This is a genomic window from Paenibacillus anseongensis (genome assembly GCF_009757995.1).
Lineage (GTDB): Bacteria > Bacillota > Bacilli > Paenibacillales > NBRC-103111 > Paenibacillus_E > Paenibacillus_E chondroitinus.
In genome coordinates, this window is record NZ_WSEM01000008.1 from 208,940 (window position 1) to 230,362 (window position 21,423).

The following is a 21,423-nucleotide window of genomic DNA, read 5'->3' on the forward strand; positions in this document are numbered from 1 at the left end:
CCGTTGTTAAGCAAGTAGAAGTCATCTACTGGCTGACATCTGATTACCGGCGTGTACAAAGGCAATATCTTCAAGTACCTGCGGACGATACAGCTCCCATGAGAAAGGTGTTTTTCCAAGGTGCATCAAGGGATGTTCTACGTAGTGCGCCTTGGTTACTGCGATCAGCCGCTCCCAATGTCCGGCTGCGTGCGGCGCCTCCAGAAGCTGAATCGCATGAAGACGTTCGGCTTCATCTCCCGTTCTTCTATACAACTCATACGAAACGGCTGCCCTCAGTTTATCTGCAAAATAATAATTCAGATGAGCCCATGCTTCAATGTCGGCCTTTTCACAACAGAGTACAGGGGTATCGGCTTTAATAGCTGCCAACCATTCGAGCCCGTGATTGGCATCCGACTCCAGCGTCTCTGCCAGCTTAAGGGGTGAAATCCTGTCCGTTGTTTGTCCTTCTAAGCGTTGGTCCACATATTCGGATACCGATAGATATTCCGGATTGAATGTTTTCCGCTCCAGAAGATCCTGCAACGAAATAAACGATGCGCCTCCATCGTATTCCGCTTCGTCCGTGGACATGAAGCCTTCGGCATACAAGGTGAAATCCCATGTGAACGAGTACATGGACGCGAGGGCCATTGGCATTTTACAAACAGCTGCATACGCTTTCAATAATGGCACGCCAATCGGTGCACGATGACGTTGTTCAATCGCTTTCTCAAATACACGGTCGGGTGTATCCGGTTCATACAGCAGCCTTCCCCATAGCATGTAATAAAGCCAGTTTTTTTCAAACAGATAGGTCCAGTCCATATGATCGCTATCCTTTAAATGGGAGTAATCAATGCCGGGAATCATGCATTCCGACCCGATGTAGTAGCCCCCAACGTAGTCCTGCCCGTTCTCTGCAATATGCTCCCGGATGAAATCCGGCTGCGCCCAGCGAAGCGTGAAGAAGTCCTCATTGCGGACCATCCAGGTGATTTTATAATTCGTTGGCGACGGTTTCCAATACCCCTCCATCCCATTCGAGCCTCCATGCGTCAGCAGCAGCTTCGAGGAGGAGTAGGCATGCGACCAATTAAATTTAACTTCGACCCATACTGGTTCAGGCATGAAGCCATTACTTTCTATCGCATTTCGCGTAATGGAAGGATCTACGGAAAACGGTGCGCGATGAATGAATTTTATAGGCCTGCTGGCTTGCTTCATCCCCTCAAAATAAACGTCATTGACCCAATCCTGTCGACTTTGCGGCGTCATATCGTTCATTCTTTCCCCTAGTGAAATGCCGAGTCCAGTAAGATCCGGATACTCTTCAATCAGCTGAGTGACACATTCCCGGGTATATTGTTTGATCATGTCCGTGGAGTAAGAATCTCCATAATGATAAAAGGTTTCGTCGCTTATCGCTTGTGGATCGTAATGCTCCCGATAGGCTTCCGATACGAAAATGTTCCAATTGACCATATACGTCTCGATTCCGCGTTCTTTGGCCATCCGGAATAAAGCGGTCCAGTACTGCTTCCACTCCGCTAGTTCTTCCTCATTGAAAGGGCATGCTTTCGGAAAATGCACAGGACGAATCATGTAGGGAAACGGATGCAGATTCCACAACGTCAGAACGTTATAGCGGTTCTCAGCCATCATATCGAGAAACTTTTGCCAGAAGGCAAGATCACGTACCGTGTCCTTTTGAAGCTCAAAACATGCATTCTTTCGGTAGCTTGACCAAGGAAGATTGAATTTGACGGCACGGAATGGAAAGCGAGCATTTATGATGCACTCCGGGATGGCCATCAGTGATCCATAATTCCGGAGTCGCTCTTCCAGTTCCAGCGTTCCGTACATAGCCCCCGCTTCATCACCGGCCAAAATGTACCAGGTTAAGGAGCCATGCCCTTCCCGCTTACGGAGTTCGAAACCCTCTGGAGCGACAGAGTGATCTATGGTTACGCCATGTTGACTGGCGGCTTCCTCCCTATCGGAGATGATATTTACGCTCGTAGATATAACGTTAGCTGCTAAATCCAAAGGTTTAACCGGCCCCTCAATTCTTGCAATGGTGTCTAGCAGCTTAGAAGCTGCAAAACGGATCATGGATGAATCCTTGTGATACACAACGGTCGTAGTCACTTTCAGCTCACTCCTTCCCCTCATTAAGGCATTATCGTTATCGTTGCTTCCAGCTTGATTGTAACAAGTGATTTCGAGGCATAGAACCGTCAGTTCTTGATGTCCCCTTCCTGCGTAATCAGGGACAATAATTGTCTTCCTGATCATTTTTTGTCCGTAACCATTACTGAGACACACTTGGAGCAGGTTAATCTCAAACTAGAGGAACTACCGGCCGCTATTCTAGCAAATTCAGCCCGTTCCTCGTTCAAGCGTAACTGCAGGGCCTTATTTGACCGCCTATACCCGTTTTCATTAAGAAAACGGACAAATAGCGGCCCACAGTTCCTCTCCGCGCGAAAAAGAGCCTATTTCGCAGAAATAGCGACCTGTAGTTCCCCTCCCTTGCCAGGAGAAACCGCTCAAGCGATAGCAGCAAAAAGGCCAACCGGATAAATTCCGGTCGACCTTATCTTAACTAATCGGCGTTAACTTGCGTTCTGCAAATTTCGAGCCTCTAAACTCTGGCGGTATTCGACGTGCAACTCCTGTTTGAATGGCAGCCTGCACCACTTGATCCCGAATTTCTTGTACGACCTTCTCATTAAAAATAGAAGGAATAATATACTGTTCATTTAACTCATCATCTGTGACCGTGTAAGCAATGGCCTTCGATGCAGCCAGTTTCATTTCTTCATTAATCTGGCTCGCTCTGCAATCAAGCGCCCCTCGGAATATACCTGGAAAACATAGTACGTTATTGATTTGGTTCGGAAAGTCGCTACGGCCCGTGGCGATCACTCTGACAAAAGGAGCAGCCGCTTCCGGATCGATCTCAGGGGTTGGATTCGCCATGGCGAAAATGACTGGATCGCTAGACATGCGATGAACCTCTTCCAGCTTCAACACATTCGGTCCCGAAACACCAATGAAAACATCGGCGCCATTCATTGCATCAGATAAACTGCCTTTTGTATTCTCCTGATTGGTGTTACGCGCCACCCAGTCCCACAATGGATTCTCGTAGGTGTGGTCACGTGTCAAAATACCCTGACGATCCACAGCAAGGATGGTTTTCGCCCCAGCTCCCAACAGCATTTTAACGATAGAAACCCCCGCAGCACCAATCCCCACAACAACAATTCGGATATCCTCGATTTTCTTTTTGGTTAACCTTAGGCTATTGATTAGTCCGGCTAAAACAACCACCGCTGTCCCGTGTTGGTCATCGTGAAACACTGGAATGTCCAACTCTTCCTTCAGGCGGGTTTCAATCTCAAAGCAGCGCGGAGAACTGATATCTTCCAAATTAATTCCACCAAAGGCCGGCGCCATATTCTTAATGGTTCGAATAATATCTTCCGTATCTTTGGTATTTAAGCAGATGGGGACAGCGTCCACACCTGCCAATTGCTTAAACAACATCGCCTTTCCTTCCATCACCGGCATCGCTGCTTCAGGACCGATATCCCCTAAACCTAGCACAGCTGTACCATCGGAGATCACAGCAACAGTATTGCGTTTAATCGTCAACGTAAAGGCTTTTTCCGGATTTTCATGAATCGCCATGCAGACTTTGGCTACACCAGGTGTATAAACCTTTGATAAATCATCCCGATTTTTCACCGGTATTTTGGGCTGGATTTCAATTTTGCCCCCTAGGTGCACTAGGAACGTAGGATCCGAGATATGATGCAGAATAACACCCGGTAGCATTCTGATTTTATCCGCTATCAATTTCTCGGCTTGTTCACCCAGATTGACGGTAATATCCCTCGTGGTCGATTGCTTATCGGAACGAATCACGTCAATGGCGACGATATCTCCACCGGCACGACTTACCGCATTCGCCACTTCACCGAAAGTGGTCACCTTCTGATCCAATTCAATACGCAAGATGAGGCTGTTAGATGAAGATTTCACTATACTTCTCCCCCTCTGTAATAAGGAAATTCTTCTTTTCCTGGCCAATAACGTCTTTATCTATTTGAAGCCGGCACCATTGCCTTGAATTCCCTGCGTCTGCGATGCAAAATCGGTTCTGTGTAACCGCTTGGTTGTTCATACCCTTTGAATACCAGCTCACACGCAGCTTGAAATGCTACCGAGTTATCTAAATTATCGGCCATTGGACGGTAAGCAGGATCTCCGGCATTTTGCTCATCGACCACCTTGGCTAAACGCTGCATGGTCTTAAGAATTTGCTCCTCTGTACAAATGCCGTGATGAAGCCAGTTAGCCAAGTGTTGGCTGGAAATACGCAAGGTGGCGCGGTCTTCCATCAGTCCTACGTTATTGATATCCGGAACTTTGGAGCAGCCAATGCCTTGCTCTACCCAACGGACAACATAACCTAGAATACCTTGAGCATTATTGTCCAGTTCCTGTTGAATTTCTTCAGGAGTCCATTGCGGTTTTGCTTCCACAGGAATAAATAATATCTCATTCAGATAATCTTTCCCGCTTGCTTTTAATTGGTTCTGGACTTCCTTTACATCCATTTGATGATAATGAAGCGCATGTAACGTCGCTGCTGTAGGTGACGGCACCCATGCCGTATTGCAACCCGCCTGTAGATGAGCAATCTTTTGATGCATCATATCCTTCATCAGGTCAGGCATAGCCCACATTCCTTTACCAATCTGAGCACGACCTTGCAAGCCGCACGCTAACCCTATGGTAACGTTTGATTTCTCATAGCCTTGCAGCCAACGGGAAGACTTCATATTATTTTTGCGAACCATAGGTCCTGCTTCCATTGAGGTATGCATCTCGTCGCCTGTACGATCTAGGAACCCTGTGTTAATAAAAACAATGCGATCCTTCACTTGGCGAATGCAAGCCTTCAAGTTTACGGAAGTACGGCGTTCCTCGTCCATCACACCGATTTTGATCGTATTGCGCTCCAACTCGAGCATATCTTCCGTCCGGTTAAACAAAAGATTAGCAAAAGCTACTTCCTCGGAGCCGTGCATTTTTGGTTTTACAATATATACGGAGCCTTTAAGCGAATTTTGATACGCACTATTTCTTAAAAGATCGTGTTTGGCAATAAGGCTGGTTATAACCGCATCCAAAATACCTTCGGGAACTTCCTGCCCGTTCTGATCTAATACGGCATCAATTGTCATCAGATGCCCTACATTCCGGACAAATAAAAGCGAACGACCAGGCAAACTAAATTCCTCACCTGCAAGAGATGTATAGAGGCGGTCAGGATTCAAAGTTCTTGTAATGAATTTATTTCCCTTCGGTACGGAAGCCGAGAGATTTCCTTTCATTAGTCCCAACCAGTTCCTGTACACCAATACTTTATCCTCAGCATCGACTGCAGCTACAGAGTCTTCGCAATCCATGATCGTCGTTAGCGCTGCTTCCATCAGGATGTCTTTCACGCCTGCCAGATCATTCTGGCCAATAAGATGTTGGCGGTCGATTTGGATTTCAACATGTATCCCATTATTTTTCAGCAAAATAGCAGAAGGATCGTCTGCCAGTCCTTGATAGCCGACAAGCTGAGATGCGTCCTTCAAACCCGTCGTTTCCCCATTAGCCAGGGAGACGGACAATTCTCCATTCACGATCGCGTACCGAACAGCATCATGATGCGAGAAGTTGGACAAAGGTGATGCTTGATCCAGAAAACCTTTGGCATACGCAATAACTTTATCTCCACGAACGGCGTTGTACGCAGCAGTACGCTCGGCACCATCATCTTCATCGATAACATCCGTTCCGTATAAAGCATCGTAGAGACTTCCCCAACGGGCGTTCGCTGCATTTAAGGCATATCTGGCATTGTTGACGGGAACAACTAACTGAGGGCCCGCTTGATAGGCAATTTCCTCGTCTACCCCTTGTGTCGTAATTTGAAAATCCTCATCTTGCGGTTCCAAATAACCAATTTCTTGTAAAAAGGCTTGATAATTTTCCGCGTTAAAATTTTCTTTATTTGCAATGTGCCATTCATGAATAAGCGTCTGCAGCTCATCCCGTTTGACTAATAAGGCTTTATTCTGAGGGGCAAGGTCGTGAATCAACGTATTAAAATCTGCCCAGAACTTTTCACTTTTCAACCCGCTGCCAGGGAGTACCTCTGAATTGATAAACTGATAAAGTACTTCAGCAACTTGTAGACTTCCTACGTTTACATATTCGCTCATTTGGATGTCCCCTTTGTAAGTGTTAGTTATGATTTTTGAGCAACAACAGGATTTTGCAAGTGACCAATTCCTTCAATGTAACAATCCACGATATCGCCATCCCGGACTTGATCCGCACCGGCAGGTGTTCCAGTCAGAATGATATCTCCTGGCCTGAGGGTCATGAACCGGCTGATGTACGCGATCATACTATCAATTGGAGTAATAATGCGTTCCATGAGAGCATCCTGCTTAACGATTCCGTTCACGGTGGATTGAATGCGGGCCGAGTGGTAATCGAAGTCCGTGACAATCACAGGACCCAGCGGGCAAAATGTATCAAAGGATTTGCCAATCGTCCAATGACCTTCCGGATGGAAATAATTGAAGGCCCCCAAATCGTTGGCCACCGTGTAACCGAAAATCACTTCGTGGATGTTGCTCGGGTCTATGTTTCTCGCTTCTTTCCCGATAATGACGGCAAGCTCCGATTCGAATTTGATATCGTCCGTTCCAAGTGGCAGAACCACGGCGTCTCCGGGTCCGACTACAGTAGTCAATGGCTTGAAGAACAGAATCGGCATTTCCGGCACCTCTGGTTTTGGCGCCCCCTCGCCAACAAAATTTCTACCGATACCGATGATGTGTCTTGGTGTAAGAGGAGCTTTCAGTTGAACATTGTCCAATGAGAATGTCTTCCCGGTAAGAATACGGGAGGTGAACATATCACCTGTAAATTCATGAATGTTAGATTCTTCTATGATTCCACTGCGTATCTCTGATTCTCCAGAAACGATAAAACGAGCTAGTTTCATACGAAAAGCCGCCTCTCTTGTTCATTATTATGAACAACGTTCTATATTTTGTTTGTAAACTGATCTTCCCACAGTTTTCCGTTTGTGTCAATGGGATTTTGCCGATATAAAACACAAAAAATCCCGATTCACCTAAGTGACCCGGGACCCCTATCCTCATATATTCGTTGACAATCGTTTTGCCAAAGAGCAAATTTCATGGATGCTTTCGTCCTTCTTCCCTTCCCAATGATGGATGGGCATGGAACAACTGACCGCTGCAACTACAGTACCCAGACGGCGAATCGGTGCAGCCACACAACAGAACCCCATGACGCCTTCCTGTATATCCAAGGAATAACCTCTCTGGCGCACGATTTCTAATTCTTGCAAAAATGCTTCTCGGGAACCAATGGTATGAACGGTTATCTTGTGGAGCGATTCCTGAGGGAATACCCGGCTGACTTGCTCGGCATCCATATCGATCATGAGCGATTTGCCAAGGCCGGTCGCATGAGCCGGGATACGAACGCCCGGCCCGGAAACCATCTGAACCGGTGTCGGTGCTTCCACTTTTGTCAGGTAGAGCACTTCGCTGCCATCCAACCGAGCCAGCTGCACGGATTCTTGCATCTTTCGCATAACCGGCTCAGCCATTCGCCTGAATTCTTCAATCAGGTCGTACTGGCGGAAATAAGCACTGCCCAGATCGCCAACCGCGCTTCCAAGAGCGTACGTCTCATTTCGATCTCGGTTAATCCACTGCAGCCGCTCCATGGTCTGAAGTAGAGAATACAGCGTACTCTTGCTGATCCCCAAGTGCTTGGACAAATCAGACAGCTTCCATTTGTATGGCTCCTCCGTCAGTAAGGTAAGCACCGCATGTGCCCGATCCAGCGCAGGAACGGAATACTTTTGCTCCATTTTGTCACGTCCTTTATATGATAAACATCGTTCGATATATTGATCGTATTATCCCTAGATGCTACCATGCGTGCAATGGCTAGTCAATGTAGAATAACAGAAAGTGCCCATTCCTCCCCCCGCTGCTTGTGAGCCGAAGAATGAATGGGCACATCTTAAATTAGTTAACCTTTGACGGAGCCTAGCATAACTCCCTTGGCAAAATGCTTTTGCAAAAAGGGATAGATGATTAAAATCGGCACCATGGCCAACACAATCGAGGCCATACGAATCGTTTCCTGCGGCAATACTCTGTCGTCACTGCCGACAGACCCTGCGCCACTGGCATCGGAATCGATAACCAACGACTTGACCAGCACCTGCAAGGTCCACTTCTTGGCATCACTCAAATAAACCAGGGCATTGAAGTACGTGTTCCAATACGAAACCGCAAAGAACAGGACGAAAGCAGCAATCGCCGGCATGGATAAAGGAATGACTATGCGCCAGAAGACGCCGATATCCGAGCAACCATCAATCCGGGCAGCATCTTCCAACTCCGGAGGCAAGGAATCCAGAAATCCTTTTATCACAATCAAGCTCCACGCATTCGTAAGACCCGACAAAATTAATGACCAGTGCGAGTTTAACAGGTTCATATCCTTCATTAATAAATAGTTAGGCAAAATCCCTGCGTTGAACACCAATGTAAAAATAACGCCGCCGAGCATCCATTTCCTGCCGGGTACATGTTTCTTGGTTAAGACATACGCAAATGTAAACGAGAGGAGGATGCTTAGCACAGTCCCTATTCCTGTAACGAATACGGTGCTTTTCAGGGCATTGACGAAGCTATTCGTTGATAAAATATATTTGTACGCAGACAACGACCATTTTTCCGGGAATAAATAAAATTGCAATGGCACGTAGACCTCCGGATCGGTGAAGGAAACGCTGAATACATAAATAAATGGAAATACGCACGCTATAGAAATGATTGCAAGCAGCGAATAGTTAACATAATCGAAAATCGTCATTTTCTTCGTTTTTACGAAACTCATGGGTTCTCCTCCTTAATAAATCCCCTCTTGCCCTAGCTTCTTCACGACGTAGTTGGACAGCATAACAAGGATTAAGCCCACAACACCTTTGAACATCCCCACCGTCACACCGACGCTGATTTTCCCTCCGAGGATACCGATCGTATACGCATACGTGTCGAACACCTGGGAAACCGAGGTGACCAGCGGATTGTTCATCAATAAGATTTGTTCAAAACCGACATCTGCCATATGCCCTAATCTTAAAATCAGCAAGATAATGATTGTCGGGCGAATGGCCGGCAGCGTCACATGCCAGATCTGCTTCATTCTTGACGCCCCGTCTATGACGGCTGCTTCATATTGTTGGGGGTCAACGCCTGCCATTGCAGCCAAGAAAATAATCGTCCCCCAGCCCACTTCCTTCCACATGCTTTGAGCGGTGAGCAGCCCCCAGAAAAAATTCGGATTGGACAGAAAAGATACCGTGTCGAAGCCCATATTCGAAATCAGTTTATTGATTAGCCCTACATCTGTGGAGAGCATAAAAAACGTCATACTAGCAACAACAACCCATGACAAAAAATGCGGTAAATAAACAATTGACTGATTGATGCGTTTGAACGTTTCATGCCGAATTTCATTGAGCATCAAAGCAAGCACAATCGGCAGCGGGAACATGAATATGATGCCGAAAATATTAATCGCAAACGTATTTCTCAGCATGAGATAGAACACTTCACTATGAAATAACTCAGTGAAATTGGTAAAACCGATCCATTCACTCCCCCAGAGGCCTTTAAAAGGGTTGTATTCCTTGAAGGCAATCAAGAGTCCCCATAAGGGCGCGAATTTAAATATTAAAAAGTACAGGATGCCCGGCGCAGCCAGGGCGTACATCCATTTACTCTGCACCATGGCCGCCCATAACCGTGAACGTTCCTGAACGCGCGTACTTTTTACAGTTGTTTGTACCTGTGTTTGCATGTTTGAAGCACCTCGCCCGTTTATTCGCTCACTTGATACTCGGCTTTTTCCAGCCATTCCGGCCTTACCGTGATGCCCCAGCCTGGTCCTTGCGGAACCTGCACCGCACCGTCCGAAACTTTCAACGACTCTGCAAAAAGTCCATTCGTCCAAGCATCCTCTTCAATCGTATATTCCATGTATTTCCCTGCGTTCGGAATAGCTGAGACCATATGCAGCGTAAAAACGGTCAACATCGATAAATTCGCAGCATGCGGTGTACAGGTCATTCCCGCTGCTTCGGCCATTCGAGCGACTTCCAGTGCGCGGCTCAAGCCTCCTACATAGCAAATATCCGGTTGGACGATATCGACGGCACGCATCTGAATCATCCGTTTGAACTGTGCCAAATCCGTATCCTGTTCCCCGCCGGTTACCGGAATATCCAGCGCGTCGGCTACTTGCTTCGTCCACTCCAGCTCCATGTAAGGGCAAGGTTCTTCAAAGTGACATACCCCGTATTCGTCAAGCATCTTGCCTGTTTCAATCGCCTTAGCCGGTGTAAATCCACTGTTCGCATCGACATACAGCTGCGTTTGGTCACCGATGGCAGCTCTTACAGCCCCGACAACCTCTTCCGAACGGCCCGGATAGACATCCACATCACTCGCAAAGTTGTTGGCAATCCTGATTTTGAAAGCCTCGATCCCCTGCGTTTCCTTGAGGCGCAAGATCCGGTTAGCTTCTTCCTGCGGCGAAATGTTGCGCTTCATGCTGGAGCCGTAAATTTTAACTTTGCCGGGTTTTCCTCCAAGCAATTCACTAACACTTTTGCCCATGCGTTTCCCTTTCAAATCCCATAAAGCCGTATCCAATCCTCCGACTGCTCGGCAAATATAGGAACCGGGAAACTTATGCTCTTCCCTAACAACCTTTTCAGCCAAGCCTTCGATTTCATTCGCATCTGCACCAAGTGCGTGCGGAGCTACTTGCTGATGCAGCACCAGCGCAGAAATATTAGCATGGTAAGGCGCGATTTGCCCATAACCTTGCAGCCCATCTTCCGAAGTGACACGGACAACGGAAAGCTGGCGGGTTGTAAAAGTCTCGATACGCTTAATTTTCATCCTATCGTTCTCCCCTTTTCATCGAATCTCTTCCTACCTGAACTGGGAGCGGAATTGCCCCGGTGTCATCCGTACATGTCGTTGGAAAATACGGATAAAGTTGCGCTCGGAGTATCCGATTGCGGTGGCTACTTCGCTGATGCTTTGATCTGTATCTTTTAACAGGCGCTCAGCTTGACCAATCTTCGTTTCCACCACATACTCCAAAAAGTTCTTTCCTACCTTCTTCTTAAACAATCGGCTCAGATAGGAAGGGCTTACACCTACTCGCTCGGCGCAATGCACCAAGGACAAATCATTCCCGTAATTGTTATGAATATACTGACACACCCACTGGATCGCGGATTCACCGGATGCTTCCCGATCATTTTTCGTCAACCACAGATACACCGGAAATAACGACTCCTCGAACCAATCGGTCATTTCCTTCGACGTCTGCTTGTTTCTTAACTGCCCGAAAAAATTATGCTCCATAATGTCGACGACATTCGCACCCTGCTTCTCCACAGACACGATAAAAGCCGATAGGAAGATATGATAGCTTTGATAAATAAATACATAGGATTGTGAATGGCGCAGGATTTCCGTGAATTTCTCAAAATGCTGAATCGCTGTAGGTAAATCCTCTTGCTCAAGGGCATGAAGAATCGCTTCTTGCAGCTCTACCGGGTACCGAAGCAGTGACTGCGTTTTGCCATGCTCGAAATCATCAATAAATAATAACGGTTCTGCGTCCCGAAATATCCGGTATTGCAGAGCATGAATCGCTTCCTTATAGGAAACCGGAACGTCTGCAATGTAAGGATAGAACCGTCCGATACACACATTAACTTCAAAAGACAAATACTTATGAAACGCCTCGATCATCGCATAGGCATAGTTCGAGGTCAGCTCCTTCATGGTTTGCTGCTCCATCTCGGGCTTGAATTGCAGGATGGCCACGCCTCTGCCTTGATAAGGAATCACATAGCCTTCAAGACTATGCTGATTCAGCAGCTCCTGCATGACATTGGCCAAGGAAAAGGCGACAATTCCTTTCTCTTCCGGCAAAAAACGTTTCTCTTTATAAATATGGTCGGCATCGACAACCAGCACGACACTTGTAAATCCAACACCAATGCCATACGCTAAGCAATCCTGAAGCAGCGTTTGATTTGCCGTATAGTCACCGCTCAGCAGCTTGAAGAGAAACTTCTCGCGCAAGGACGGCTCCATATTTTGCACATAACTTTCCAATTTCTCCGTCTCATTACTTAGATAATCCAAAGACTCTTTAATGATATCCAGCTCGTCTTCCTTCGGCTCGACACCATGACCACGCAGAGAACGGCTGTGATTAATCAGTTGCCCGATTGGCGTATAAGCCCTCTTGGAGGTAATATACGTCAGAAGAATGCCGACACCTACAAATACTAGAACAATAAGCACCGTCATTTCACGAATCCAGCTTAATTGGTCAGTAATGACCTGTTCAGGCGTAACAGATACGTAAGTTCTGGAAAATACATTTTTCACGTAGTGATATTGTGCCGGTTTCCCATCAATACCCTCTGCGACAAATATGCCCGAGTTCTGATCCGATGCCTTGATCATCGCAATCCCTTGTAATCTGGCCGTTTCTTCGGCTTGGTTTACTTGGGGGTTTCGCTCGATCCCGAAAGGGTCGTTCAGCTTCACGATCATTAAACCTTGATCGCCGGTCAACATGACCGCATCTGTTTCCATGAATGTGCTCAGCTTGGCAGCTTCAATCTCAAAACCGAGGACACCTTTGGGTCCTTCCGTACCAATGAGTGGCAGCTGTCTGTAAAAGGTGATATATCCTTCCTTGCCTTTCAGCTGTGTCCATTGCGTAGGACGTTTAATTGCGAGCAATTCGTCAATATTTTGTTTATATTTGTAATATTCTTTCTCAATGGAGCCGTATTCATTGGAAATGACCTCATTGTTTGTGCTGTTATACAAATAAATTTCGCTAATGAAGCTATTGAAATTTTTAACCAAAGCAATTTTTTTCAGTATATCAAGCTTCAAAAGACCGCTTTCATCCTGAGGGTTCGTAAACTCTTGCTGAATAAAAGGATCATTGGCTAACTGGAGCGAGTCCTGCTCAATTTCCTGTAAAACCGTTTCGGCGCGGTCCTTCATGATCGTCAAGGACGAGTCGCTTTCCGCCTGTATGTATTTCTGCATCCGATGTGTAGAGAATTGATAATACGCTACGCTAGCCAATATCACCGGAATACATACGGAAATACAGCCAAGCCAAATGAGCTTGAAGAAATACGTTCTCGTGTTCGTTCGCCTCTTTTTGCCTAGTTTATTCAGAAACATGCTGCTCCAGTTAGCCATAAGTCCTCCCCGTCTTCTTAAGAAGCCCCATTGTCATACCACTCACTCATTCACACAGATGGTTTGTGTGTTAAGCATAGGGAGCGGAGCCGCAAAAAGCAAGCGGAAAGAAACTCACCTGTGGCTGGTTATTTGGGGAACTTCTCCTTATAATCTGCTGCGAATTCCTTATAGGCCGTTTGGAAATCCGGATTCGCATTCAGCTTTTCAATATAAGCCTTGTACTCATCCATTGAAATCTGCCCTACGATCGCTTTGACGACCATCGACTGCCATTCCGATTGGAACTTCGGCCAAATTGACGTCCACGTATTCGAATTAATGATAGAAAACGGATCAATTTTCCCTACTTCTGCATAAACAGCCACTGATTTTTCCTTGGCATCGTTATACGCTTTGGGAGCGGCAGGATTAATAACTTTCATTTTATTATTATAAGCTAGTGGGAAAATAGCTCCTGTGCCGTTAGCGGTTACTTGTTTTACACCAAGTTCGGTGAGCTGCTGCTGGCCATTTACCATCGTATAATCGACGCCTTCGATTCCGTAGTAGTTATAGTCCGTTTGTTCCGGCGTCGTTGTTCTCTCGAAAAAGTCCAGGATTTGTCTTGCTTTCTCCTCCGGCACTTGTTTCGAAATATAAAACGCTCCCGAGAATGGAACCGACAGCTGAACACTGGAGCCTCCTGGACCTTTCATCGGTGGCAAAGAAATGACATTCGCGTCAGGTTGCACTTTCTTGATCGTTTGTTCAAAGTTGAAATCGCGCCATGTATTTCTGCCATAAGAAACGGCCCGTCCTGTGGTAAACATCTCTTCCGCCTGGGTTTGTTTAATGACAGAGAAGTCCTTGGCCAGAACGCCGTCGGTATACAACTTGTGGAAATAGGAAACCATATCCGTGTAATTCGGTGTCAAATACTTGTTAATCATACCTCCGTCTTTCCCATAAATCGGATCGAGGCCTCCAAATGCAGCCAAGAAGCTTCCATCGCTGTCGGCAAAGAAATTGCCTGTGTTGCCTTGGCCGATCAAACCAACCGTGTCTTTCTTACCGTTCCCATCGGGGTCGCCATCTACAATGGTCTTAAGGGCAACTGCGTACTCATCCAATGTAGTCGGCACAGGTAAGTTGAATTTATCCAGCCAGTCCTTTCTCATTTTGAGACTGAGGTCAATATGGGGACGATTTCGTGGAACACCGAATATTTTGCCATCCGTACGGACATAGTTCCACACGTCCTTGTATCCATTTTTCTTCAAATTCGGATACTTGCTGAAGTCACCCAAGAGAGGCGTCAAATCCCAAAACGCTCCTTGCTTCACTGCATTTTGCAGTGTTGGACGCGTAATACTGTTCGCAACAATAACTTCTGGAATGTTGCCGGATGCCAAGACCAGGTCAAATTTTGTATCGTAGTCACCTGAAGGAATCCAATCTATGTTCAGCTGAACTTTATTATCTTTTTGAAACTTCGTCCAATATTCATTGTTCATATCTGGAATGTCCGCGAATGACGGTACCATAAACTGAACCTTCAGATCAGGCTTTGCAGCCGAAGTAGCCTTGGGCGTCTCTTTACTCTCTCCACAGCCTGCCAACATCCCTAATAAAAGCGGAGCGAGCATAGTCAAGCTGACCCTTTTTGTTGTCAATATTTTCATAATAGCCTCCCTGTTGATGTTTGTGTTTCTCCGCTGTTCAAGTGTCCGGAACTAACAAGACAACGTATTAGGCTTTATTATAGGAGCATCGCCAACTGCAAGTAAGTGACAATTCTTGTTCTTGTTGTCCTTCTAGCCAACACATCAAATTTTGTCACTTTGCAGTCCAGCCCTGCATTCCCAGGGCCTGAAGTAAGACAAAAAACCGGAACCCCCGGGTCCCGGTCCTCATCCTCCACTTCTGCATCATTCACGAAAGAGACAAAGATTTTTGACAGAATCATGAGTGTTTGCAGAAGCAAGACACAAGAGTGACTTCTATATGGTAACCTATACATAGGTTAATTTACTTGGAAGGGTGTGTTAGCGAATGCGAGTCCAAAGCAATACGGTTAGCATCCAAACAGTTCCAATCTCATTCACGAAGGTACTCTTCGAAACTATAAAGATTGGCATTATTAAATCCAACCTCATCGCCATGATCGCAGGGCTTAGTGTGGCCTTGTTCGTACATCAAATACCGCTAATGGATAAAATCGGCAACATGACGTTAGCGCTAATCGGATCTTCCCTCGTGATTGGAGCGGCTGGTATTTTTAATAATTTATACGACCGTGACATCGATCGCATCATGGAACGAACGAAAAACAGGCCAACGGTTTCTGGCATCATTGATATCCGAAGCGGACTGTTCCTTGGGATTTGGATCGCGATCGGTGGTCTAGTCTCCTTGTATCTGGCATCGCCGCTATCTGCTTTCGTCGGCTTTCTCGGGCTGTTCTTATATGTCGTGCCGTATACGATGTGGACAAAACGCAGAACCATCTACAATACAGAGGTTGGCAGCTTGTCTGGAGCCATTCCTCCGTTGATCGGTTGGGCCGCGATATCACCGGATATTTTACATCCCCATGCCATTGCGCTGTTCCTGTTGATGGTTATCTGGCAGATGCCTCACTTCTACGCAATCGGAATCCGGCGCATGGAGGAATACCGAGCGGCTAACATTCCCATGCTGCCGGTGGTCAAGGGCATTCGCAGAACTTACGTGCAGATGAACGTATATCTGGTTGCGTTATTCCTGGTCAGCTTTTTGTTCTGGTCCTTTAATCCGTATATCGCTATAGCGAATGCGATCTTAAGCCTGGTCTGGTTAGTGATGAGCATCAACGGATATAAGCGGAAACCGGAGGACAAGTGGGCCCGTTCGATGTTCATCTTCTCCCTTAACCATATCACCGTGCTGCTGTTGATGATTGTCTGCTACTCGTTAGGTGCACTGTTGTTATAACGGTAAAATTATTATTTTCACTCATTTAAGTTTCTATGTGTGCATTGCCTATCAGAATGGTCGGAGGAAACTCCGGCCATTCTTTTTATTTCGCTTGCCCACAATTATTCTGATCGGCGTGCAACTTCATTTACTTTTGCCAGCAGCTCTTTGAACTGGCCTAGCGATTCTACATATTTTTCAAAAGACCCGCAAATTTCTGCAAAAATGTCTACCGATACACTCTGCATTTGGTTTTGCAGCCCTGCACCTATTTCCGTTAATGCGACCTCAACCTTCCGCTCATCCTCCACAGAACGTTTGCGAACAACTAAATCCGCTTCTTGAAGCCGTTTCAGCAGCGGTGTTAACGTCCCGGAATCCAGCAGCAGTCTGTCGCCAAGCTCCGTCACCGTGCTGGTCCCTCTTTCCCATAACACGACCATGACTAAATACTGTGGATACGTAAGGCCAAACTTCTCCAGAATAGGCCGATATATGCGCGTTAATTCACGGGAAGTTGCATAGGCCGTGAAACAGAGCATATCCTCTAGCTTCATTACAGCTGCCTCTTTCATCCTCATTCCCCCTGTTATTTCGATATTGTACATTGTAACTCAACCTGCCTATTTCTCAAAATTTAATTTCAAACAATATATAGGCCCCTCTTTTACATAGAGCAAACCTAAGTTTACTAAAATTATATTTAGCACAATCTAATTGACAGAAATGTAGTTCAGGGTTTATACTCTGGTACATAAGGTTTTGAAAAATTAAATTTCACAAAATTCAAATCGAAGGGAATGTGTCCTATGTCCATTTATAATTTCAATGTTAAAACTGCTAAAGGAAATCAGAAATCAATCGGTGATTACCGCGGTAAAGTCATGCTGATTGTGAATACAGCTAGCAAGTGCGCATTTACGCCACAATTTAAAGAGCTTCAAGAAATTTATAAGCAATATAAAGAAGAGGGCCTTGAAATTCTCGGCTTCCCGAGCAATCAATTCGGCAGCGGCGAAAAAGGGAACAACGAAGAAATTCATAGCTTTTGCGAGATTAACTTTGGCGTAACCTTTGAGCTTTTCGACAAAATCGATGTGAATGGCTCCAATGCTGATCCCCTGTATAGCTTTTTGAAAAAAGAAGCCAAAGGTGTGCTTGGTTCTGAATCAATTAAATGGAACTTCACGAAGTTTCTTGTTGACCGAGAGGGTAATGTAATAAAACGCTACGGTTCCACAGACAAACCTATGGCGATCGTTGAAGATTTGAAGAAACTGCTGTAAGTTAAGCGGTGATCACCCCCTAACTACAGGCTCTTATTTGTCCGCGACAGCGCATTATGCAGCTGAAACCTGCAAAATAGCGGACTGTAGTTCCCCTTCCACGTGGAAAGTGTATCTATTCGGCAAAATAGAGGCTCATAGTTCCCTCAAGATAAATAAACCAAAAACACACCCATAGGGTGGTTTTTGGTTTATTTACGTAAAATGACATTGCAGGACTCGCCTGAAGCTGCTCACCCTTGGTGCCTTAACTTCTTCTTAATTCTTCCAGCAATAAGCTCAAGCAGGATAGCAAATGCTAGAATGAGGTAGGTAATAGCTCCAATTTCCCTTACATCATAATAATAGGTGCTGGCCATAAACATATCATACCCGATTCCCCCGGCACCGGCCGCGGCACCCATGGCTAACGCTACGGCGAAATTGATCTCAAATCGCATAAATGTCCACGAGATTAAATAAGTGATAGACGAAGGCAGAACGGCTTGACATACGATTTGAACCCAATTGGCGCCACTTGATTTCAAAGCCTCAATAACGCCTTCGTCTAACTCTTCGAATGACTCCGAGTACGTTTTCACGAGATAACTAACTGAATGGAAGGTCATGCCGATGACAGCCGCTACACTGCCAAGTCCCGCTGCAACCGCAAATATCAACACCCATAGAACGGTAGGAACCGCTCTTATAAAAGCTACTCCACCCTTTATTGCAAGGGATAGTTTAGGATTAGATAAATTGTTAGCGGCTAATAGGCCTAGAACCAGCGCGATGATGGCGCCGAATAATGTCGTTAGAAAAGCAAGACCAAGCGTAATGACCAGATGTTCAACGGCTCCCAACAAGGAGATGTGTTTAAAAAGCGGCTGAAAAAACATCGTTTTAACCGTATGGGATGTCGAAATGACAGCATCTACCAGCTGTATGTCTTTATAGTCAAATGTTGCAAACGCATACAGTGTCAATAGGACTAACGCAGCCAACGTGAGCCGGATCGCCATCGCTTGTTTGTTGAATGGCTTTTTCATTCTGCCGGTGTCTTGGTCAGAGACGTCTATCAAGCTCGATTGAAATCTCATTTTACAAAATCACCTTTCGTAGATAGTTAGAAATCGCTTCAATGGAGAAAATAGCTAGGACAAGGACAATTACGATCAGTGAGGCGGCGCTGTAATTAAGACTTTTGTAATATAAGCTGAAAAGAAAGCCGATACCGGTGCCGGTCAAAATACCGATTAAAGTAGCCTGCCGGATATTTGTTTCCATCATGAACAAGATCCAACTGATTAGCTGTGGGATACAGGACGGAATTACGGATTGACATATAATCGAAAAATAGCCTGCCCCCGTTGATTTTAATGCCTCGACAGAGCTGCTGCTTACTTCATCGATCGACTCCGTGAAGGCGCGGGTCAAAAAGCCGAAGGAGCCGAAGAACAACGCGAAATATCCGGTCAGCACATTTTGGCCAAAAGAAATCAGCAAGATCATCGACCACGCAGCGACATCAATATTGCGAAATACCGTCGCGATCGATCGGCTTACAAAGCCAAGCACGCCTCCTGTTCCCGTCGTATGGGAGCCTGCGATCGCGAACATCAAGGCAAACAAGGCGGCTACAGTGGTTGCCGCTATAGATACAAGGACAGTCTCGGTTAAGCTGCTGATAATAACGGGCAATCGTTTCAATGCCTTTTCGTCCGGATAAAAATTATTGAACGCCCATTCGGCCGCTTTAGGGATCGAGGTAAAACCTTTGATGACATTGTAATTCGTAATCAAAACAGCGATAACCGTCAATGCTAGTAATAAACCGCAAAATAACAGCGAATTCATTCGCTTTCTGGCAAAGAAATCAGGTTGCATAACGACCCTCCAGCTCCTCCTGATGCTCATGAAGCTCCGTGCCGTAAATACTCGCTAACTGTTCGCGTTGAATCCCGGTCGGAGGACCGTTATAAACGATAGCTCCTTTGTTCACGCCAAGTATCCGGTCTGAATATTTCAGTGCCACATCGACTTGATGCAGGTTAACGATAACCGTAATCCCCATGGTGGTGGAAATATTACGCAGATGATCCATGATGACCTTGGAAGCATTCGGGTCCAAGGAAGCGATCGGCTCATCGCAGAGCAGCATTTTGGGATTCTGCACAAGTGCCCTGGCAATCCCAACCCGCTGTTTTTGACCGCCGCTCAATTGATCGCATCGCTTATACACTTGTTCTTCCAATCCAAGTGTTTTCAGAATCGCATAGGCTTGATGCTTCTCTTCTTTGGTATAAACCCCAAACACACCTTCCAGTGTGGACTTGTAACCAAGACGTCCGTGCAGAACGTTTTCGATGACCGACAACCTGTTCACTAAGTTATAATGCTGGAAGACCATCCCCATCTGCGTTCGCAGCCGTTTCAGCCCGCTTCTCTGAAGCTCAAGGATATTACTTCCATTAAAAATAATTTCCCCATGACTTGCATCAATCATACGGTTAATACAGCGAAGCAGTGTCGACTTACCGGCCCCTGACGGGCCGATAATCGAAACAAACTCCCCTTCTTTTACAGTAAAATTAACATCTGTTAACGCTCTTGTATCCGTACCATACTGCTTTGATACCTGCTTGAATTCCAATAACGTTGTCATAGTTGCTCCCTTAATCGGTTTGGCATTGTTTCCTACCTTTTAGTTGGACAGCATTCGAACCGGACTGAAGAACCCATCATCCACCGTCAGAAATCTCTCTTTGCCGCTCTTCTGTTTGAACATGCCTGTCTCCTTCGAATCTTTAGGCAAGAAAATCAGAGGGTTATTCGTTACCGCATCGGATGTGAATGTATCTACTAATTTCTTCTTGTCTTCTGCGCTTACCGTACCTGTGTTAATCGCAAATGGTTGATTCAATACCGGCGTCACGGAGATCAGCGTAAATTCTTTGCCAATCATCGTATTAAACGGTTCACTTGCCCCCTGCTTCACTTTATATACCGCTCCTGGCGTGTTGGCCTTTCCTGAGCTCAGCTCGACGTAGTTTGCAACGCAAGTATCACAGAAAGCAGATACATCAGCCTTCCCCATCAACAGATTCATCGCCGAACCTTGGTGGGTTCCACCGAAAAGCACTTCGCTAAAGAAATTATTTTTGCCTCCCAGAATCAAATCATCAACGGTCAAATTTTTAGTTTTCTCTTTTTTGCTAAAATAATTAACGATGCCCGCAGAAGGAATTTTAAATCCGGATGTGGAGGAATTGGATACGAATGAGAACTTTTTGCCTGCGATATTATCAATGGAATAGCCGTCACCGCTTTTATACGCTTGCTCCTCGCCTTTACGCACGTTTAACCAGCTGTAGTAAACCGCATCCTCCAGCGTCCCTGACTCTCCGCTCGGAATGACCAACGGTAGAACCTTCGGGTTCTTTTTATTAGCTTCCACATAACCTTGCGCTCCCGTGTAGACGATGTCCGCACTGCCGCTGGCAATGGCTTCAATGGCAATCGTATAGTCCGTCGTCGTTTTGTGTTCCACCTTTTTACCAGTTGCAGCGGCAACCACTTTACCAATTTCGTCCCGGGTACTTTTCATTTCTGCACCGGATTCATTTGGATACCATGCAATGGTGAGCGTATCTTTCGTCTTCACAGCTGCCGATCCGTTCTGCGCTTCACCGGCTTTCGTACCGCAACCTGCTGTTACCGCGATCAGTGATAATGAAAGCATAAGCGTTACTATTTTTTTCATTTTAAAAAGCCTCCCTAGTATT

At 46.0% G+C, this 21,423-nt stretch carries 18 protein-coding genes; 2 read left to right on the forward strand and 16 right to left on the reverse strand.

Annotated elements, in window-relative coordinates:
* Positions 1-21 precede the first annotated feature (21 nt).
* The 11 genes from GON05_RS08715 to GON05_RS08765 all read right to left on the reverse strand — a co-directional run bounded on the left by GON05_RS08715 (position 22) and on the right by GON05_RS08765 (position 15,354).
* On the reverse strand, positions 22-2,280 hold the full coding sequence (locus GON05_RS08715) for a hypothetical protein (RefSeq protein ID WP_157318798.1): 2,259 nt from the start codon (positions 2,278-2,280) through the stop codon (positions 22-24).
* A gap of 306 nt (positions 2,281-2,586) precedes the next feature.
* Complete coding sequence (locus tag GON05_RS08720; protein ID WP_397369562.1) at positions 2,587-4,011, reverse strand: NAD-dependent malic enzyme; 1,425 nt, start codon at positions 4,009-4,011, stop codon at positions 2,587-2,589.
* Positions 4,012-4,091: 80 nt separating this feature from the next.
* Positions 4,092-6,275 carry a malate synthase G gene (locus GON05_RS08725; protein ID WP_157318800.1) on the reverse strand — a complete coding sequence of 728 codons (2,184 nt, stop codon included), beginning with the start codon at positions 6,273-6,275 and terminating at the stop codon, positions 4,092-4,094.
* A gap of 26 nt (positions 6,276-6,301) precedes the next feature.
* Positions 6,302-7,069 (reverse strand): fumarylacetoacetate hydrolase family protein, encoded by a 768-nt coding sequence (locus GON05_RS08730; RefSeq protein WP_157318801.1) that lies wholly within the window; start codon positions 7,067-7,069, stop codon positions 6,302-6,304.
* Positions 7,070-7,225: 156 nt separating this feature from the next.
* Positions 7,226-7,972: an IclR family transcriptional regulator gene (locus GON05_RS08735; protein WP_157318802.1), complete on the reverse strand. Its 747-nt coding sequence runs from the start codon at positions 7,970-7,972 to the stop codon at positions 7,226-7,228.
* Positions 7,973-8,136: 164 nt separating this feature from the next.
* Complete coding sequence (locus GON05_RS08740) at positions 8,137-9,012, reverse strand: carbohydrate ABC transporter permease (protein ID WP_127454788.1); 876 nt, start codon at positions 9,010-9,012, stop codon at positions 8,137-8,139.
* Positions 9,013-9,024: 12 nt separating this feature from the next.
* The gene (locus tag GON05_RS08745) at positions 9,025-9,978 is read right to left on the reverse strand and encodes an ABC transporter permease (RefSeq protein ID WP_157318803.1); all 954 of its coding nucleotides are present in this window, start codon (positions 9,976-9,978) and stop codon (positions 9,025-9,027) included.
* Between the two features lie 20 nt (positions 9,979-9,998).
* Positions 9,999-11,084, reverse strand: a complete 1,086-nt coding sequence (locus GON05_RS08750) for a mandelate racemase/muconate lactonizing enzyme family protein (RefSeq protein ID WP_157318804.1) — start codon at positions 11,082-11,084, stop codon at positions 9,999-10,001.
* A 33-nt stretch (positions 11,085-11,117) separates the two neighbouring features.
* A complete protein-coding gene (locus GON05_RS08755; protein ID WP_157318805.1) occupies positions 11,118-13,436 on the reverse strand; it encodes a helix-turn-helix domain-containing protein in 2,319 nt (772 codons plus the stop codon).
* A 128-nt stretch (positions 13,437-13,564) separates the two neighbouring features.
* On the reverse strand, positions 13,565-15,100 hold the full coding sequence (locus GON05_RS08760; RefSeq protein WP_157318806.1) for an extracellular solute-binding protein: 1,536 nt from the start codon (positions 15,098-15,100) through the stop codon (positions 13,565-13,567).
* A 77-nt stretch (positions 15,101-15,177) separates the two neighbouring features.
* Positions 15,178-15,354: a hypothetical protein gene (locus GON05_RS08765; RefSeq protein WP_185157199.1), complete on the reverse strand. Its 177-nt coding sequence runs from the start codon at positions 15,352-15,354 to the stop codon at positions 15,178-15,180.
* A 116-nt stretch (positions 15,355-15,470) separates the two neighbouring features.
* Between GON05_RS08765 and cyoE the strand changes: the two genes are divergently transcribed.
* Positions 15,471-16,391: a heme o synthase gene (gene cyoE / locus GON05_RS08770; protein ID WP_157318808.1), complete on the forward strand. Its 921-nt coding sequence runs from the start codon at positions 15,471-15,473 to the stop codon at positions 16,389-16,391.
* Positions 16,392-16,495: 104 nt separating this feature from the next.
* Here the strand turns inward: cyoE and GON05_RS08775 are convergent, their stop codons facing one another.
* Positions 16,496-16,948: a MarR family winged helix-turn-helix transcriptional regulator gene (locus GON05_RS08775; RefSeq protein WP_157318809.1), complete on the reverse strand. Its 453-nt coding sequence runs from the start codon at positions 16,946-16,948 to the stop codon at positions 16,496-16,498.
* Between the two features lie 234 nt (positions 16,949-17,182).
* On the opposite strand from GON05_RS08775, the gene GON05_RS08780 reads away from it, so the two are divergent.
* Complete coding sequence (locus tag GON05_RS08780; protein ID WP_157318810.1) at positions 17,183-17,659, forward strand: glutathione peroxidase; 477 nt, start codon at positions 17,183-17,185, stop codon at positions 17,657-17,659.
* Between the two features lie 233 nt (positions 17,660-17,892).
* Here the strand turns inward: GON05_RS08780 and GON05_RS08785 are convergent, their stop codons facing one another.
* The 4 genes from GON05_RS08785 to GON05_RS08800 are packed head-to-tail and all read right to left on the reverse strand — an operon-like array spanning position 17,893 to position 21,401.
* Positions 17,893-18,738, reverse strand: coding sequence for a PhnE/PtxC family ABC transporter permease (locus GON05_RS08785; protein ID WP_157318811.1), 846 nt, complete (start codon positions 18,736-18,738; stop codon positions 17,893-17,895).
* Between the two features lies 1 nt (position 18,739).
* The gene (locus tag GON05_RS08790) at positions 18,740-19,525 is read right to left on the reverse strand and encodes a PhnE/PtxC family ABC transporter permease (RefSeq protein WP_157318812.1); all 786 of its coding nucleotides are present in this window, start codon (positions 19,523-19,525) and stop codon (positions 18,740-18,742) included.
* Positions 19,515-20,303: a phosphonate ABC transporter ATP-binding protein gene (phnC, locus tag GON05_RS08795; RefSeq protein ID WP_157318813.1), complete on the reverse strand. Its 789-nt coding sequence runs from the start codon at positions 20,301-20,303 to the stop codon at positions 19,515-19,517. Before phnC ends, GON05_RS08790 begins: the two co-directional genes overlap by 11 nt.
* A gap of 39 nt (positions 20,304-20,342) precedes the next feature.
* Positions 20,343-21,401 carry a phosphate/phosphite/phosphonate ABC transporter substrate-binding protein gene (locus GON05_RS08800; protein ID WP_157318814.1) on the reverse strand — a complete coding sequence of 353 codons (1,059 nt, stop codon included), beginning with the start codon at positions 21,399-21,401 and terminating at the stop codon, positions 20,343-20,345.
* Positions 21,402-21,423 lie beyond the last annotated feature (22 nt).

Bases quoted from the DNA above. Each gene is read 5' to 3' on its own strand.
- GON05_RS08715 (WP_157318798.1), bottom strand. From the start codon at position 2,280: ATGATCAGGAAGACAATTATTGTCCCTGATTACGCAGGAAGGGGACAT.
- GON05_RS08725 (WP_157318800.1), bottom strand. From the start codon at position 6,275: ATGAGCGAATATGTAAACGTAGGAAGTCTACAAGTTGCTGAAGTACTT.
- GON05_RS08730 (WP_157318801.1), bottom strand. From the start codon at position 7,069: ATGAAACTAGCTCGTTTTATCGTTTCTGGAGAATCAGAGATACGCAGT.
- GON05_RS08735 (WP_157318802.1), bottom strand. From the start codon at position 7,972: ATGGAGCAAAAGTATTCCGTTCCTGCGCTGGATCGGGCACATGCGGTG.
- GON05_RS08740 (WP_127454788.1), bottom strand. From the start codon at position 9,012: ATGAGTTTCGTAAAAACGAAGAAAATGACGATTTTCGATTATGTTAAC.
- GON05_RS08745 (WP_157318803.1), bottom strand. From the start codon at position 9,978: ATGCAAACACAGGTACAAACAACTGTAAAAAGTACGCGCGTTCAGGAA.
- GON05_RS08750 (WP_157318804.1), bottom strand. From the start codon at position 11,084: ATGAAAATTAAGCGTATCGAGACTTTTACAACCCGCCAGCTTTCCGTT.
- GON05_RS08755 (WP_157318805.1), bottom strand. From the start codon at position 13,436: ATGGCTAACTGGAGCAGCATGTTTCTGAATAAACTAGGCAAAAAGAGG.
- GON05_RS08760 (WP_157318806.1), bottom strand. From the start codon at position 15,100: ATGAAAATATTGACAACAAAAAGGGTCAGCTTGACTATGCTCGCTCCG.
- cyoE (WP_157318808.1), top strand. From the start codon at position 15,471: ATGCGAGTCCAAAGCAATACGGTTAGCATCCAAACAGTTCCAATCTCA.
- GON05_RS08775 (WP_157318809.1), bottom strand. From the start codon at position 16,948: ATGAAAGAGGCAGCTGTAATGAAGCTAGAGGATATGCTCTGTTTCACG.
- GON05_RS08780 (WP_157318810.1), top strand. From the start codon at position 17,183: ATGTCCATTTATAATTTCAATGTTAAAACTGCTAAAGGAAATCAGAAA.
- GON05_RS08785 (WP_157318811.1), bottom strand. From the start codon at position 18,738: ATGAGATTTCAATCGAGCTTGATAGACGTCTCTGACCAAGACACCGGC.
- GON05_RS08790 (WP_157318812.1), bottom strand. From the start codon at position 19,525: ATGCAACCTGATTTCTTTGCCAGAAAGCGAATGAATTCGCTGTTATTT.
- phnC (WP_157318813.1), bottom strand. From the start codon at position 20,303: ATGACAACGTTATTGGAATTCAAGCAGGTATCAAAGCAGTATGGTACG.
- GON05_RS08800 (WP_157318814.1), bottom strand. From the start codon at position 21,401: ATGAAAAAAATAGTAACGCTTATGCTTTCATTATCACTGATCGCGGTA.